Raw genomic sequence first — 14,365 nt, forward strand, 5'->3', positions numbered from 1 at the left:
TGTTTTTGTTGTGCGATTTTTAAGAAAGGGTGATCAAACATGTGGTGTTTTAAAAATGGGCAACCTGTTGAGACCATTCCTTTATTGGATCGAGCATTTCATTATGGCGATGGGTGCTTTACTACAATTCGTGTTTTTCAAAACCAGATTGAGCTTAAAGAAAGACACTGGGAACGTCTAAAACTTGCATGTCAAAGACTGTCTTTAACTGCGAATTTTGAACTCATAGAACAAAGCTTACAGCAATTACAAAAGCAAAATCTTGTGCTCAACGGCACTTTAAAAATTGTGATTAGTCGTGGTGAAGGTGACCGTGGTTATAGTTTGCCAAAGCATGAAGCAGATATTTATATCTGGTTTTATCCAAAAGCTTTAGAGCCATTTTTGCCAGACTCTATCCAGTGCGGTGTCTTAAATCAGGCTCTAGGTCTAACCATGCCGAGCTTGGTCGGACTTAAATCTTTAAACCGTCTTGAACAAGTATTGCTAAAAAAAGAAGCAGATCAACTCGGGTGGGCTGAAGCATTAGTTACTGATGTACAAGGTTATATTGTTGAAGGGATCAGCAGTAATTGTTTTATTCGTTTAAATGATAGATGGATTACTCCTGAACTTCGCTATAATGGCGTCCACGGTGTAATGCGGGCAGAAATTCTGGCGCGTATGCAGCACCATGGTATTGCCTGTGAAGTACGTGTGATTGAGTTAGATGAAGTATCTGAAATACAAAGTCTATTCTTTTGTAATGCTTTAAACCCTATGCGAGTGGTCACTCATTTAGGCGAAAAAACGCTAGATACACAGGCATGCATAGATTTATTTCATATCCTTAACTTAAATCAGATTCATTAATATGCCGAAGCCACCTGTGAATGCGAAAGCAAAAAACGCCAAGAAAAATAACAAGAAACAAGCTCCAAAATTTTCTAAGCGACTGGTTTTAATTGGCCTGTTTATTGTCTTAATTTCTGCCTTTGCCATTTTATGGTCGAGTCTATTCAAAGCTTATCCTATTGAAGGAAAAAAACAGATGTTATCTATTACATCTGGAGAAACTTATTCTGGTTTTATTGATCGTTTGGCCAAAGAAGGCAAAATTAGCTTTCCTATCGTATTGAAGCTTTATCAAAAGTTTATAATTCATGACAGCATGAAAGCTGGTGTGTATGAAATTGAACAAGGGATGAGTGTAAGACAAGTATTAGAGATGTTATCTGACGCTGATAATGCTCAGATGAACCGTGTTTTGGTGATTGAAGGTACAACTTTTAAGCAGCTTATTACTGCACTCAAAAATGATAAAAACGTAAAAAATACAATATTAGATTTACCTAATGATCAGCTTATGAAAGCGCTTGGGATTCCTTACGATCATCCAGAAGGCTTGTTCGCGCCGAATACTTATTTCTTTGCCAAAGGCGAGACTGACAAGAAAATTCTGACCGATTTATACCACCGTCAAATGAAAGCTTTAGATGCTGCTTGGGCAAATCGTGCGCCGAATTTACCTTATAAAGATAAATATGAAGCATTAATTATGGCTTCTATTGTTGAGAAAGAAACAAGTTTAGACAGTGAACTTACACAAGTTTCTGGCGTTTTTGTCCGCCGTTTAAGACTCGGTATGCGTTTACAAACAGATCCTACGGTTATTTACGGTATGGGTAATAACTATAAAGGCAATATTACCCGAGAAGACCTGCGTACCCCAACGCCATATAATACTTATACCATTAATGGTTTGCCTCCAACTCCAATTGCTTTACCAAGCCAAAAAGCGATTGAAGCAGCGTTACATCCAGATAACTCAAACAACATCTATTTTGTAGCGACTGGCAATGGTGGACATAAATTTACGGCAAGTTTGCAGGCGCATAATCAAGCGGTGCAGGACTATTTATCCGTGTTGAGATCGAAGAAATAAGGAAAAGAGATGTTTATTAGCTTTGAAGGCACGGAAGGGGTAGGTAAAACTACACTCATTCGAAAAATTCATCAGTATTTTGAAGAACAAGGTAAACAAGTTGTTTTAACTCGAGAGCCGGGTGGGACGCCGCTAGCTGAACAAATTCGTTCAATGCTTTTAGCAGTGAATCATGATGAAAACATGAGTCATGATACTGAACTATTGCTTATTTATGCGGCACGTGCTCAACATTTGCAACAGGTTATTTTGCCGGCTCTAGACGCTAACAAAATTGTATTAAGTGATCGTTTTACTGATGCAAGTTTTGCTTATCAATGTTCTGGTCGTGGTTTAAGCCAAGATAAATTACAGCTTTTAAATCAGAACTTTGTTTCGCGCATGCCAGAAGTGACTTTCTGGTTAGATGCACCGATTGAATTGGGCATGAATCGAGCACGCGAACGCGGAGCTTTAGATCGTTTTGAACAAGAAAAGTTAAGTTTTTTCACAAAGGTTCGTGAAGGTTATGAAACCTTATGGAAAGCTGAACCTGAACGTATTAAGCGAATAGATGCAACCCAAAGTCCTGATCAGGTGTTCGAACAGGCATTGCAATATTTAGGATAAGCATTTGGATGAGCCACTCTTATAAAAATGGGAGTGGTTAAAGATGACGTTAATTCTGATTTAAATCGTCATAGAAAAGATCTGTTATTTTCTTATGCTATCTTACATATGATTTTATAGATTGAAGAATAACAAGGATGAAAAGTTCAAAAGAAGAAATCGTGGCATTTCTTGAAAAGGAATTTCCACCCAGTCTTGAACATTGCACGATTGAATCAGTCACGCCTAAAGCTGCTGTCGTTTATTATCATGTCGATCAAAGACATCAACGGCCTGGTGGTACCATATCTGGCCCAACCATGATGACTTTGGCTGATTTTGCTTTATATATTGCAATATTAGGTGAAATCGGCATTGTTGGTTTAGCTGTAACGACCAATTTTAATATTAATTTTCTAAGAAAACCTGCGGGTGATCAAGACTTGCGCAGTGAGTGTAAGCTTATGAAAGTAGGAAAGAGTTTAGTAGTGGGTGAGGTGTGGATTTATTCAGTTGGGTTAGAGGAACCCGTTGCACATGTGACTGCGACTTATTCAATTCCACCTAAATCATAAATATTAAACCAAATAAAAAGCACAGTCTGAACTGTGCTTTTTCGTAGAAGAACAGCTTAAATATCAGTATTAACTAAGGGCTGTTCTACTGCAAAATTTGGCGGTGTTAGAACTGTTTTACGAATCTCACTCGAAGTTTCCGGGTAATCGAGTGTGTAATGCAGACCACGTGATTCTTTACGTTGCATAGCACAGCGCACAATCATCTCAGATACTAAAACAAGGTTACGCAGCTCAATTAGGTTTTTGCTAACACGGTAGTCTTGATAATATTCAGTGATTTCACGCTTTAACATTTCAATACGGTGCAAAGCACGTTCTAAACGTTTTGTAGTTCTTACAATACCAACGTAGTTCCACATGGTCGAACGTAACTCATCCCAGTTTTGTAAAATCACAACATCTTCATCTGGGTTGGTTACTTGTGAGTCATCCCAAGTGGGCACTTCCGGTAATTTGAAGTTTTTATCAAATTTATTTTCGATATCTTTTGCCGCACTCATGCCGTAAACGAAGCACTCAAGTAATGAGTTACTTGCCATACGGTTTGCACCATGTAAACCGGTATAAGACGTTTCACCAATCGCATATAGACCTTCAATATCAGTCTGGCTATTTGAGTCAACCACAACACCACCACATGTATAGTGAGCTGCTGGCACCACTGGAATCATGTCTTTGGTAATGTCGATACCTAACTCAAGCAATCGCGCATAAAGTGTAGGGAAGTGCTCTTTGATAAACTCTGGTGATTTGTGTGTAATATCTAACCACACATGACGAATACCGAGGCGTTTAATTTCATGGTCAATGGTACGTGCCACAATATCGCGAGGAGCCAGTTCTGCACGATCGTCAAAACGTAGCATAAAACGCTCGCCATCAGGTAAGCGCAAATAAGCACCTTCACCGCGCATGGCTTCAGTAATTAAAAATGAGCGAGCTTGAGGGTGATACAGACAAGTTGGGTGGAACTGATTAAATTCCATATTGGCTACACGGCAACCTGCACGGAAGGCCATTGCAATACCATCACCTGTAGCAATATCTGGATTAGATGTGTACAGATAAGCTTTCATCGCACCGCCGCAAGCCAGTGCGGTAAATGGTGCAAGGAATGTATGAACTTTTTCCGTATTTTCATCTAAGGCATATAAACCAATAGCGCGATTCGCTTGATCGGTATGACCTAATTTATGCGAGCTAATTAAATCAATCGCAATGTAGTTTTCAAAAATAGTAATATTTTTACGTTCTTTGGCACGCTCAACCAAGGTGGTTGAAATAGCTTTACCGGTTGCATCAGCCGAATGGATAATACGACGTTGTGAATGACCGCCTTCACGTGTTAAATGAAGTTGTTCATCTTCATCTAAAGTAAATTGCACGCCTTGCTTTAAAAGAAAATCAACAGAAGGACGACCGCCTTCTACGGTATGTTGTACCGCATCCATTTCACATAAATGAGCACCTGCAATCATAGTGTCATTAATGTGCTGTTGAATAGAGTCAGTCTCATCAAGAACAGCAGCAACACCACCTTGAGCATAAAAGGTACTTGCTTCGGTTAAAGCAGCTTTGGCTAAAACTGCAATATTAAAATGATTTGGTAACGATAAAGCCAGACTTAAACCAGCACCGCCGCTGCCCACAATAATCACGTCAAAGTGGTGAATTGTCTGTAAATTAGGCATGTCCATTCGCAACAATCTAAAACGTCCGCTAATGACACCCCTTTTTATCTAAAAAGGCAAGAGCTTAAGCGCTCTAACTCAGAGAAAAATTGCAATTGGCTTAAAAAGTTGCAATGCGTAAAATAATGAATGTAAGGATGCCTTACAAATAAACATATTGTTACGCACAACCCCAAAGCGTTGTGATACAACATTTTTATTCTTATTCTCGTAGACCAATTGTGGGTGAGCACCGAATGAAAACTCGCTATTTACAACAAGGAATGTATGCAGCGGTATTTACAGTTGCTGCTGTTCAGGCAAATGCTGCTGTTGATTTTTCAAACCTCGTTGAACAAGTTAGTCCAGCAGTGGTGAGTGTAAACGTCGTAAAAAAAATGACTCAGGATGAACTATTGCAGCAGCAAGTCCCTGAAATTTTGAAACGTTTCTTTGGAAATCAGGTGATCATTCCACAGCAACAGGGTCCACAAGAAAAAACTGCATACGGTAGTGCATTCTTTATTAGTAAAGATGGTTATCTACTCACCAACCACCATGTGATTGAAAATGCCTCACGCATTAGTATTACTTTAAATGACCGCCGTGAAATTGATGCAACGGTGGTTGGGAGTGATGAGCGTACAGACGTTGCATTGTTAAAGGTGACTGGAAATAGCTATCCAGCTTTACGCGTAGGAAATGTTGACCGTTTGCGAGTGGGAGAGCCAGTTTTAGCAATTGGTTCGCCTTTCGGTTTTGATTACTCTGCGTCGGCAGGTATTGTGAGTGCTAAATCACGAAATATGAGTGGTGAAACTTCGGTACCATTTATTCAAACTGACGTTGCGCTAAACCCCGGTAACTCTGGTGGTCCACTATTTAACCAAAATGGTGAAGTAGTCGGGGTAAACTCTCGAATATTTAGTGGTACTGGCGGCTATATGGGCTTGTCTTTCTCTATCCCGATTGACGTAGCGATGGATGTAGCCGAACAGCTTAAAACTAAAGGTAAGGTAACACGCTCTTATCTTGGTGTGATGATGCAAGACATTGACCGAAACCTTGCTGATGCTTACAAGTTACCAAAACCTGAAGGGGCTCTAATTACTCAAATTTCTCCGAACTCGCCTGCACAAAAAGCCGGCTTGCGAGCGGGTGATGTGATTTTGAAATATAACGGTAATCCGGTATCGCGCACGAGTGAATTACTCTACGCATTAAACAAAGTACAGCCGAATCAAACTGTTCAATTTGAAGTATTACGTGATGACAAAACCCGTAATATTTCAGCAACTTTAACGACTGCTCCAGATGAAACGCCTGCCACAAGTGCGCAAAGTACGGTATCTAAAGGACCAGTTTTAGGAATGAGCATTCGTGATTTAGCTGAGCCAGAAAAAAGTGCTTTAAGTGTGAAAGGTGGTATCTATGTACAAGATGTTCGCCGTGGTGGCTTAGCATCATTGTCAAATATCATTCCGGGTGATGTGATTGTTCAAGTCAACAATAGCCAGATTTTAAATAGTCAGGATTTTGCAAAAGTCGTTTCTAACTTGCAAAAAAATACGGTAGCGCGTGTGGCAATTATTCGTCAGGGACAACGCGCAATGCTTGGTTTACGTATTCAGTAAACTTAAAAAGAAACAATGAACCACCCTAAACATGGGTGGTTTTTTGTTATTTATCTTGAGCGTATAGTGATATCTACCTACACTTATTTCAGTTTGAAATTTAATAAATAAGAGTGAACATTTGTGAGTAGTATTTTTGATTTACATATTCAGGTGCAGCCACATCATATTGATGCGTTAGGACATGTGAATAATGTGATGTATGTACAGTGGATGCAAGATGTAGCTGCTGCTCATGTTGAGACCTTAGGAGTCGGGGTAACTAAATATCTCGAACTAAAACATGCGATGGTCGCGGTTGAGCATCATGTGCAATATCGTAAAGCTGCATTTGAAGGTGAACAAATTGTATTACGCACATGGTTAGATGATATCAATGCTCTTTATTCGTTCCGCCAATATGTATTTTTCCGTCCATCAGATCAGGCCGTATTATTTGTTGGAAATACAAAATGGGCATGTATTGAAATTGCTACAGGACGTCCAAAGCGAATGTCACCAACTTTTACCCATGCATACAAGCCGCTTGATTCAAGCATAAACCCATATGATTTTACTATTTCTTATGCCCAATAACCTGAAACAATAGGCTCACTGCGATTGTCATTTTTAAAACATAAGTACAAAGCTCATGATTATTTTGGATACTTTAAAATATCCATCTGTTATAATCTCACGCAATTTATTTAACTGCTTTGGCTGTGTATTAAAACAAGCTACATAGCACTCTATATTTTCTCAAGGTAACCCATGGCGCAAGCTAAAAAATCCGTCGATATCAAAAATATACGAAATTTCTCGATTATTGCCCACATTGACCATGGTAAGTCTACATTGGCTGACCGTTTTATTCAGATGTGTGGTGGCCTACAAGATCGTGAAATGCAAGCTCAAGTCTTGGACTCAATGGAGCTTGAGCGCGAACGTGGGATTACCATTAAAGCCGCTTCAGTCACGCTATATTATACTCATCCTAATGGTCAGGAATATCAACTTAATTTTATTGATACTCCAGGACACGTAGACTTCTCGTATGAAGTTTCTCGTTCATTAGCTGCATGTGAAGGTGCGCTATTGGTTGTAGATGCTGCACAAGGTGTAGAAGCACAATCAGTTGCAAACTGCTATACAGCAATTGAACAAGGTCTCGAAGTTCTTCCTATTTTAAATAAAATTGATTTACCGCAGGCTGAACCTGAACGTGTAATTCATGAAATTGAAGAAATTATCGGAATTGAAGCAACTGATGCACCAACCTGTTCAGCAAAAACCGGTTTGGGTGTTGAAGGTGTTTTAGAGCGTTTAGTCGATGTTATTCCAGCACCTGAAGGCGATCGCGATGCTCCATTACAAGCATTAATTATCGACTCATGGTTTGATAACTACCTAGGTGTAGTTTCTCTTGTGCGTATTAAACAAGGTCGTATCCGTAAGGGCGACAAAATGTTGGTTAAATCGACAGGACAAACTCATCCGGTAACTTCAGTAGGTGTATTTAATCCTAAGCATACAGAAACAGATATCCTTGAAGCTGGTGAAGTAGGTTTTGTAATTGCGGGTATTAAAGATATTTTTGGTGCGCCAGTAGGTGACACGATTACGCTTGCCTCTACTCCTGATGTAGCGATTTTACCGGGTTTCAAAAAGGTTAAACCACAGGTGTATGCTGGTCTTTTTCCGATTGATGCGAGTGATTTTGAGCCATTCCGTGAAGCGCTACAAAAATTGCAGATTAATGACTCAGCTTTATTCTTTGAACCAGAAAGTTCTGATGCACTAGGCTTTGGTTTCCGTTGTGGCTTCTTAGGGATGCTACACATGGAGATTGTACAAGAGCGTTTAGAGCGTGAGTACGATCTTGATCTCATCAGTTCTGCGCCTACTGTAATTTATGAAGCATTAACCAAGAAGGGCGAAACGATTTATATCGACAGTCCATCAAAAATGCCGGACGGATCTACGGTAGAAGATTTGCGTGAACCGATTGCAGAGTGTCATATTCTTGTTCCGCAAGAGTACTTAGGGAATGTAATGACCCTTTGTATTGAACGCCGTGGTGTTCAAAAAGATATGAAATTCTTGGGTAATCAAGTTTCTATTACCTTTGAAATCCCGATGGCTGAAGTCGTTATGGATTTCTTTGATAAATTAAAATCATGCTCGCGTGGTTTTGCATCGCTAGACTATAACTTTGTGCGTTTCGAAAGTTCAGCTTTAGTTAAGGTTGATGTATTAATTAATAGTGACAAGGTTGATGCCTTGGCTATGATTTGTCACCGTAATGACGCGCGTCATCGTGGTATTGCATTGGTTGAGAAAATGAAAGATTTGATTCCTCGCCAAATGTACGACGTTGCTATTCAAGCAGCTATCGGTGCACAAATTATTGCTCGTTCTACTGTAAAAGCGATGCGTAAAAACGTATTAGCAAAATGTTATGGTGGTGACGTTTCACGTAAGAAAAAACTACTTTCTAAACAAAAAGAAGGTAAGAAACGTATGAAACAAGTGGGAAGCGTTGAAATTCCACAAGAAGCGTTCTTGGCTGTATTGAAAGTAGAAAGATAAGAAATGAAGGTCGGGGGAAGTAAGACATTACTTTTCCCTACTTTAAGACAAGCAGCTAGGCTGCGAGTGAGGTCGTGTGGATTTTGATTTTAATTTAATTCTTGTTCCAGTTACGCTGATTCTATTTGCAGTGTGGTTGTTAGATAAACTTGTATTCAAACAGCGTGCAAATAAAGGGCGCGGGAACGAAAATTTTGTTATTACATGGGCTTATGACTTTTGGCCAGTTTTAGCTGTAGTACTTGTACTTCGTTCATTCCTTTACGAACCATTTAATATCCCATCAGACTCTATGGTACCTACCTTAGAAACTGGTGATTTTATTCTGGTGAATAAATTTGATTATGGTGTGCGTTTACCTATCGTTAATAAGAAAATTATTGATGTAGGAGAACCAAAGCGTGGCGATGTGATTGTATTCCGTTATCCACCTCAACCTACCATCAGTTATATTAAACGTGTAATCGGTTTACCAGGCGATCATCTTGTTTATGATCATGGACAATTGATCATTAACGGACAAAAAGTACCGAAAGTATTAACACAGTTTAGCCGTGAAAAAGATATATTAGATACACCAACGTCTATTTATCATAAAGAGACGATTGGTACGCACACTTTTACAATGCGTGAACTTGAAGGTGTAAATGTGGCGCGTCAAGCACCGTTTATCAACTATGTTGAAAACGGTAAATATGCAAACCAAGACGGTTTATATTGGGAAGTGACCGTTCCAAAAGGACATTACTTTGCAATGGGGGATAACCGTGATCAAAGTGCAGACAGTCGTTTCTGGGGCTTTGTTCCTGAAGAAAATTTAACAGGACGAGCATTCTATGTCTGGATGCATAAAGAACCAGGTTTACATCTTCCTAATTTTGGCCGAAATGGAAAAATAGATTAAAAACAACCATTAGGAAAAAAAGAAATGCGTAAGGCACAACAAGGTACTTCGTATTTAGCAATTTTATTTGGGGTGGTTATATTTGCGATTGCAGTAAAAGCTGTACTTGCAGTTTGGCCAGCATATTGGGATGATCGATTGATTAATAATCAAATAGAAGAGCTTTTACAAGAAAGCTCTTCTGATATCACCCCGCAGAAGTTTATGACACAAATGGATCAGCGACTGGAAATGAACAATATTCGTGATCTTCATTTCAAAGAGATTGCGCAAGTGTTTAATGAGTCTGGTCTAAAAGTCCAAAAGAAATATGAGGTAAGAAAACCCTTCTTATCAAATATTGATTTAGTTTTAACATTTGAGAAGAGTTTTGATAAAACAACAGTTCAAACTAAGTGATCCTCGCTTATTGAGTCGAATCGGATATCAATTCAAGCAGCTTGAATTGTTACAGTTAGCTTTGACTCATCGTTCGGTGAGTCATAAATACAATTACGAGCGCTTGGAGTTTTTAGGCGATTCATTATTAGGCATGATTATTGCCAATTATCTATATCATGCCTATCCAAATGAAAATGAAGGTCGTCTAACGCGTATGCGAGCGACTTTAGTACGTCAGGAAGCGTTAGGTAAGATTGCAACCGATTTGCAACTTAGTCGGTGTTTAATATTAAGTACCGGTGAATTGAAATCTGGTGGTCATCACCGTGAGTCAATATTGGCTGACACGGTAGAAGCCATTATTGGTGCAATTTATATTGATAGTGGTGATCTCAACTTACTTACAGATATTGTGCTAAAATGGTATGTGCCGTATTTAGACCATATTGAGCCTACGGATCAACTTAAAGACCCTAAATCACGTTTACAAGAGTATCTACAAGCACGTAAAAAACCTCTCCCTGTTTACGAGGTTGTAGATATTCAGGGTGATGCACCTCACCAGCACTTTAAAGTTGAATGTTTGATAGATGGCTTATCAAAGATTCATGGTGAGGGTTCAAGTCGTCGTTTTGCCGAGCAGGCAGCAGCGGCGGAAATTTTAAAGTTATTGGAGCAATAACCTGCATGTCGATGCATTCTGATCAAATCAATCCAGATTCAAATGAGAACCAAGATCCTAATAATCTGATTGATCAATTTTTTAGTTCCAAAGGCGTAACAATTCCTTCGGATTTTAAGAGCGGATTTGTGGCGATTGTGGGACGTCCAAATGTGGGTAAATCTACCCTCATGAACCATTTGTTAGGTCAAAAGCTTTCTATTACTTCGCGTAAACCTCAAACAACACGTCATAAAATTATTGGTATTGATTCGCGTGAAAAAATGCAGGCGGTATATGTAGATACCCCGGGTATGCATAAAAAAGAAGTGCGCGCTATTAATAAAATGATGAACCGTGCAGCTCACTCTGCATTGCGCGACGTCAATTTGGTCTTATTTGTTATTGATGCTTATAAGTGGACACAAAATGACGACTTGGTGCTTGAAAAACTCAAGAATGCTGAAATGCCAGTTATTTTGGTGATTAACAAGGCTGATACTTTTGAAGATAAAAGAGATATTCTTCCTTTGATTCAAGAGCGCGCTAAGCTTATGAATTTTGCCGAGATTGTTCCTGTATCTGCATTACGCGGAGCAAATCTGGAACACTTGAGCGAAACGATTGAGAAGTATCTTCCTTACCAAGCGCCTTTGTATTCATTTGATCAGATTACTGACCGTTCTGAACGCTTTTTAGCTAGCGAAATTATTCGTGAAAAAATCATGCGTCAATTAGGTGAAGAATTACCTTATGACTTAACAGTACAAATTGAATCTTTCAAAACGGAAGAAGAGACTGTTAATGAAAAAACTGGTCGTTTAAAACCAGCTTGTACTTATATTGATGCAACGATTTTTGTAGATCGTGCAGGCCAAAAAGCGATTGTGATTGGTGAAAAAGGTGCCAAGCTTAAAACAATCGGTATGGATGCTCGTAAAGACATGGAAAAAATGTTTGAGCAAAAGATCATGCTTACCTTGTGGGTTAAAGTTAAAGGTGGCTGGTCTGATGATGAGCGTGCTTTAAAAAGCTTAGGGTATAGTGATATCTAAAGGATAAGGATGCTGGTATGAAAACAATTACATCATTGGTCGCTATAATTGGATGTACATTGATGTTACAAGGTTGTGTATATAAGCTTGTAACCGTACCAGTAGGTATCGCCTATAAAACTACAAAAGGTGTTGTTAAAGGTACAGCGGCTGTTGTAGGGGCGGTAATTCCTGATGGTGATGATGAGGATGACAAAAAAGAAAAAGAATCTGAGGAATAGTTTCTTTTTATGATGCGCAATGAAGTCCTCCATGGATATATGATTCATCACCGTAAATACCGTGAAAAAAGTCATATTGTGCATCTTTTTACTCAGGAGTATGGGCGAGTCGATGGTATTTTAAGACAGACTCCGCCTCCTCAATATCAGCCTATTCGCTTGCAAGCCACGGGTAAAAGTGAGCTGAAAAACTTTACAAAGCTTGAAATCTTAAATCAGCCTGTTTTCTTTTTTGGTGATGCTTTTTTTGCCGGATTTTATTTAAATGAAGTTGTTCTTAGACTTTGTCCCTTAGAAGAGACAATGCCACAAACGTTTGAGCAATATCAGTTAACGTTACTTCAATTACAAGAATTATCTTCCCACGAAAATCCTGACCTTTTTCTTCGGCAGATTTTGCGCCAGTTCGAGCATATTTTACTTCCTGAACTTGGATACGCGATTGATTTCTCAGTCGATACCCAACAACAGCCGATTCAGGCTCATCAGTTTTATCAATTTCAAGTGACAGAAGGTTTCGCACCTGTTGTGCAGGCGAGTCGTTCTTCTTTGTCAGGGAAAGCGATTTTGTCAATGTTAGATTATGAGCAAGGGCAGGATTTTTCTCTCGAACAATTGCAATTATTAGGTAAACTATACCGTCAAATGATTACATCGCTTTTAGGTGATCGTCCCCTAAAAAGTCGACAATTGTGGATTCAAAACACTCAAACTCAATCGTAATTAGGATTTATTTATGGCTGCATTGCTTGGTGTAAACATAGACCATGTTGCTACTTTGAGACAGGCGCGCGGTACTACTTACCCAGATCCTGTAGAAGCTGCTCTTATTTGTGAACAAGCCGGTGCAGAGGGCATTACTTTGCATTTGCGTGAAGACCGTCGCCATATTCAAGATGATGACGTACGCCGCATGCGTCCATTATTAAAAACACGTATGAATCTTGAGTTGGCTGTTACTGATGAAATGGTCGAGTTTGCGAAAGAAATTCAGCCACAGCATGTTTGTTTTGTTCCTGAAAGACGCCAAGAAGTAACCACTGAAGGTGGTTTAGACGTAGTAGGTAACTTTGAAAAAGTTAAAGCTGCAACTCAGATTTTAGCTGCTATTGGCTGTGACGTATCATTATTTATTGATGCAGATTTAGCTCAAATTGATGCAGCAGTTGCATGTGGTGCACCTACGATTGAGTTACACACGGGTGCATATGCAGATGCGGCAACAGAACAAGATCAACAGGCTGAGCTTGCGCGTATTATCAAAGGTGTTGAATACGCAGCTTCAAAAGGTTTGGTTGTAAACGCTGGCCATGGTCTTAACCTTAAAAATATTGCTCCAATTGCTGCTATATCACAAATTCACGAGTTAAATATTGGGCACTCAATTATTGCAGATAGTGTTTTTGTGGGGCTGGTTCAAGCTGTTAAAGATATGAAAGCAGCAATTCAGGTGGCAGGTTAATTGGTTATGTCGAGTATCAATTACGATGAATTAATGCAACCTGTTTTGGCTTTTTTAGGCTGTCAAACGCCAAAAGCATGGTTAGATGAGGCAATCAATAATCTAGATATTTTGATGCAAGATCATGCTAATTGTGAAAAAAAAGCAGCTAGTACAGCAATGAACTTAATGTTTCGTTATAGCTTCTTCCCTGATTTGCAAGTAAAGCTTGCACAGCTGGTACGGGAAGAAATGCTTCATTATGAACAAGTGCTTGAGCTTATGGCCAAGCGTGGTCAGAAATGGGATGGCTTAAGTGCAGGGCGCTATGCTGGTGGGCTCCGTAAAGAGATTCGGACTTATGAGTCAGAGGCTTTAATTGATGTACTTGTGGTAGGTGCTTTTGTTGAGGCGCGCTCATGCGAACGCTTTCATGCTCTTGCCCCACGTGTAGATGATGAGTTAGGACGTTATTATCGCTATTTGCTTAAGTCGGAGTCTCGTCATTTTGAAGACTACTTAGCACTTGCACTTGATGTTGCAAAAACTGCAAAAATGAAAAATCCTAAAGAGGATATTCAGCAGCGCATTGATCATATTCGTGAAGTTGAAAAGAATCTGATTTTAACGCCTGACGACACCTTCCGTTTTCACAGTGGCGTGCCTGCATAATATTAGAAGTTTTAATAAAAAAGTTTACCGTGAAAGGTAAACTTTTTTATTAAGTAAGCTTTATACCT

The 14,365-nt window shown here is 39.4% G+C and carries 16 protein-coding genes; 15 read left to right on the forward strand and 1 reads right to left on the reverse strand.

Annotated features, from left to right (window positions below):
- The first annotated feature begins 39 nt into the window (after window positions 1-39).
- The 4 genes from pabC (at window position 40) to ACS604_RS11970 (ending at window position 3,087) form a co-directional block, all read left to right on the forward strand.
- The gene (gene pabC, locus ACS604_RS11955; RefSeq protein ID WP_004790717.1) at window positions 40-852 is read left to right on the forward strand and encodes an aminodeoxychorismate lyase; all 813 of its coding nucleotides are present in this window, start codon (window positions 40-42) and stop codon (window positions 850-852) included.
- Window position 853: 1 nt separating this feature from the next.
- Complete coding sequence (gene mltG, locus ACS604_RS11960) at window positions 854-1,924, forward strand: endolytic transglycosylase MltG (protein ID WP_474771861.1); 1,071 nt, start codon at window positions 854-856, stop codon at window positions 1,922-1,924.
- Between the two features lie 9 nt (window positions 1,925-1,933).
- Window positions 1,934-2,533, forward strand: coding sequence for a dTMP kinase (tmk, locus tag ACS604_RS11965; RefSeq protein WP_016140285.1), 600 nt, complete (start codon window positions 1,934-1,936; stop codon window positions 2,531-2,533).
- A 137-nt stretch (window positions 2,534-2,670) separates the two neighbouring features.
- Complete coding sequence (locus ACS604_RS11970) at window positions 2,671-3,087, forward strand: PaaI family thioesterase (RefSeq protein ID WP_174739611.1); 417 nt, start codon at window positions 2,671-2,673, stop codon at window positions 3,085-3,087.
- 56 nt (window positions 3,088-3,143) lie between these two features.
- Here ACS604_RS11970 and nadB read toward each other — a convergent pair whose 3' ends face one another.
- Window positions 3,144-4,787: an L-aspartate oxidase gene (nadB, locus tag ACS604_RS11975; RefSeq protein WP_174758567.1), complete on the reverse strand. Its 1,644-nt coding sequence runs from the start codon at window positions 4,785-4,787 to the stop codon at window positions 3,144-3,146.
- 230 nt (window positions 4,788-5,017) lie between these two features.
- On the opposite strand from nadB, the gene ACS604_RS11980 reads away from it, so the two are divergent.
- From ACS604_RS11980 to ACS604_RS12030, 11 genes are all read left to right on the forward strand, one after another.
- Window positions 5,018-6,394, forward strand: a complete 1,377-nt coding sequence (locus ACS604_RS11980) for a Do family serine endopeptidase (protein ID WP_312821084.1) — start codon at window positions 5,018-5,020, stop codon at window positions 6,392-6,394.
- Between the two features lie 123 nt (window positions 6,395-6,517).
- Window positions 6,518-6,970, forward strand: coding sequence for an acyl-CoA thioesterase (locus ACS604_RS11985; protein ID WP_004790729.1), 453 nt, complete (start codon window positions 6,518-6,520; stop codon window positions 6,968-6,970).
- A 174-nt stretch (window positions 6,971-7,144) separates the two neighbouring features.
- A complete protein-coding gene (gene lepA / locus ACS604_RS11990; protein ID WP_009393568.1) occupies window positions 7,145-8,962 on the forward strand; it encodes a translation elongation factor 4 in 1,818 nt (605 codons plus the stop codon).
- Between the two features lie 76 nt (window positions 8,963-9,038).
- Window positions 9,039-9,866 (forward strand): signal peptidase I, encoded by an 828-nt coding sequence (gene lepB, locus ACS604_RS11995; protein ID WP_474771862.1) that lies wholly within the window; start codon window positions 9,039-9,041, stop codon window positions 9,864-9,866.
- Between the two features lie 24 nt (window positions 9,867-9,890).
- Window positions 9,891-10,265, forward strand: a complete 375-nt coding sequence (locus tag ACS604_RS12000; RefSeq protein ID WP_474771863.1) for a DUF4845 domain-containing protein — start codon at window positions 9,891-9,893, stop codon at window positions 10,263-10,265.
- Window positions 10,237-10,929, forward strand: a complete 693-nt coding sequence (gene rnc, locus ACS604_RS12005; protein WP_474771864.1) for a ribonuclease III — start codon at window positions 10,237-10,239, stop codon at window positions 10,927-10,929. The genes ACS604_RS12000 and rnc overlap by 29 nt, the downstream gene beginning before the upstream one ends.
- Before the next feature lie 11 nt (window positions 10,930-10,940).
- Window positions 10,941-11,963 carry a GTPase Era gene (era, locus tag ACS604_RS12010; protein ID WP_081399272.1) on the forward strand — a complete coding sequence of 341 codons (1,023 nt, stop codon included), beginning with the start codon at window positions 10,941-10,943 and terminating at the stop codon, window positions 11,961-11,963.
- Window positions 11,964-11,980: 17 nt separating this feature from the next.
- On the forward strand, window positions 11,981-12,184 hold the full coding sequence (locus ACS604_RS12015) for an NF038104 family lipoprotein (protein WP_004790744.1): 204 nt from the start codon (window positions 11,981-11,983) through the stop codon (window positions 12,182-12,184).
- 9 nt (window positions 12,185-12,193) lie between these two features.
- Window positions 12,194-12,907, forward strand: a complete 714-nt coding sequence (gene recO, locus ACS604_RS12020) for a DNA repair protein RecO (RefSeq protein WP_107882892.1) — start codon at window positions 12,194-12,196, stop codon at window positions 12,905-12,907.
- A gap of 13 nt (window positions 12,908-12,920) precedes the next feature.
- A complete protein-coding gene (gene pdxJ, locus ACS604_RS12025; protein ID WP_312821081.1) occupies window positions 12,921-13,646 on the forward strand; it encodes a pyridoxine 5'-phosphate synthase in 726 nt (241 codons plus the stop codon).
- 6 nt (window positions 13,647-13,652) lie between these two features.
- Window positions 13,653-14,297, forward strand: a complete 645-nt coding sequence (locus tag ACS604_RS12030; protein ID WP_474771865.1) for a MiaE family protein — start codon at window positions 13,653-13,655, stop codon at window positions 14,295-14,297.
- The last annotated feature ends 68 nt before the right edge of the window (window positions 14,298-14,365 follow it).

The organism is Acinetobacter sp. Li1LvA2 (assembly GCF_056156705.1).

Excerpts from the sequence above, each read along its gene's own strand:
- ACS604_RS11970 (WP_174739611.1), top strand. The coding sequence starts at position 2,671 with ATGAAAAGTTCAAAAGAAGAAATCGTGGCATTTCTTGAAAAGGAATTT.
- tmk (WP_016140285.1), top strand. The coding sequence starts at position 1,934 with ATGTTTATTAGCTTTGAAGGCACGGAAGGGGTAGGTAAAACTACACTC.
- recO (WP_107882892.1), top strand. The coding sequence starts at position 12,194 with ATGATGCGCAATGAAGTCCTCCATGGATATATGATTCATCACCGTAAA.
- mltG (WP_474771861.1), top strand. The coding sequence starts at position 854 with ATGCCGAAGCCACCTGTGAATGCGAAAGCAAAAAACGCCAAGAAAAAT.
- ACS604_RS12030 (WP_474771865.1), top strand. The coding sequence starts at position 13,653 with ATGTCGAGTATCAATTACGATGAATTAATGCAACCTGTTTTGGCTTTT.
- pabC (WP_004790717.1), top strand. The coding sequence starts at position 40 with ATGTGGTGTTTTAAAAATGGGCAACCTGTTGAGACCATTCCTTTATTG.
- ACS604_RS12015 (WP_004790744.1), top strand. The coding sequence starts at position 11,981 with ATGAAAACAATTACATCATTGGTCGCTATAATTGGATGTACATTGATG.
- lepA (WP_009393568.1), top strand. The coding sequence starts at position 7,145 with ATGGCGCAAGCTAAAAAATCCGTCGATATCAAAAATATACGAAATTTC.
- pdxJ (WP_312821081.1), top strand. The coding sequence starts at position 12,921 with ATGGCTGCATTGCTTGGTGTAAACATAGACCATGTTGCTACTTTGAGA.
- ACS604_RS11980 (WP_312821084.1), top strand. The coding sequence starts at position 5,018 with ATGAAAACTCGCTATTTACAACAAGGAATGTATGCAGCGGTATTTACA.
- ACS604_RS12000 (WP_474771863.1), top strand. The coding sequence starts at position 9,891 with ATGCGTAAGGCACAACAAGGTACTTCGTATTTAGCAATTTTATTTGGG.
- era (WP_081399272.1), top strand. The coding sequence starts at position 10,941 with ATGCATTCTGATCAAATCAATCCAGATTCAAATGAGAACCAAGATCCT.
- nadB (WP_174758567.1), bottom strand. The coding sequence starts at position 4,787 with ATGGACATGCCTAATTTACAGACAATTCACCACTTTGACGTGATTATT.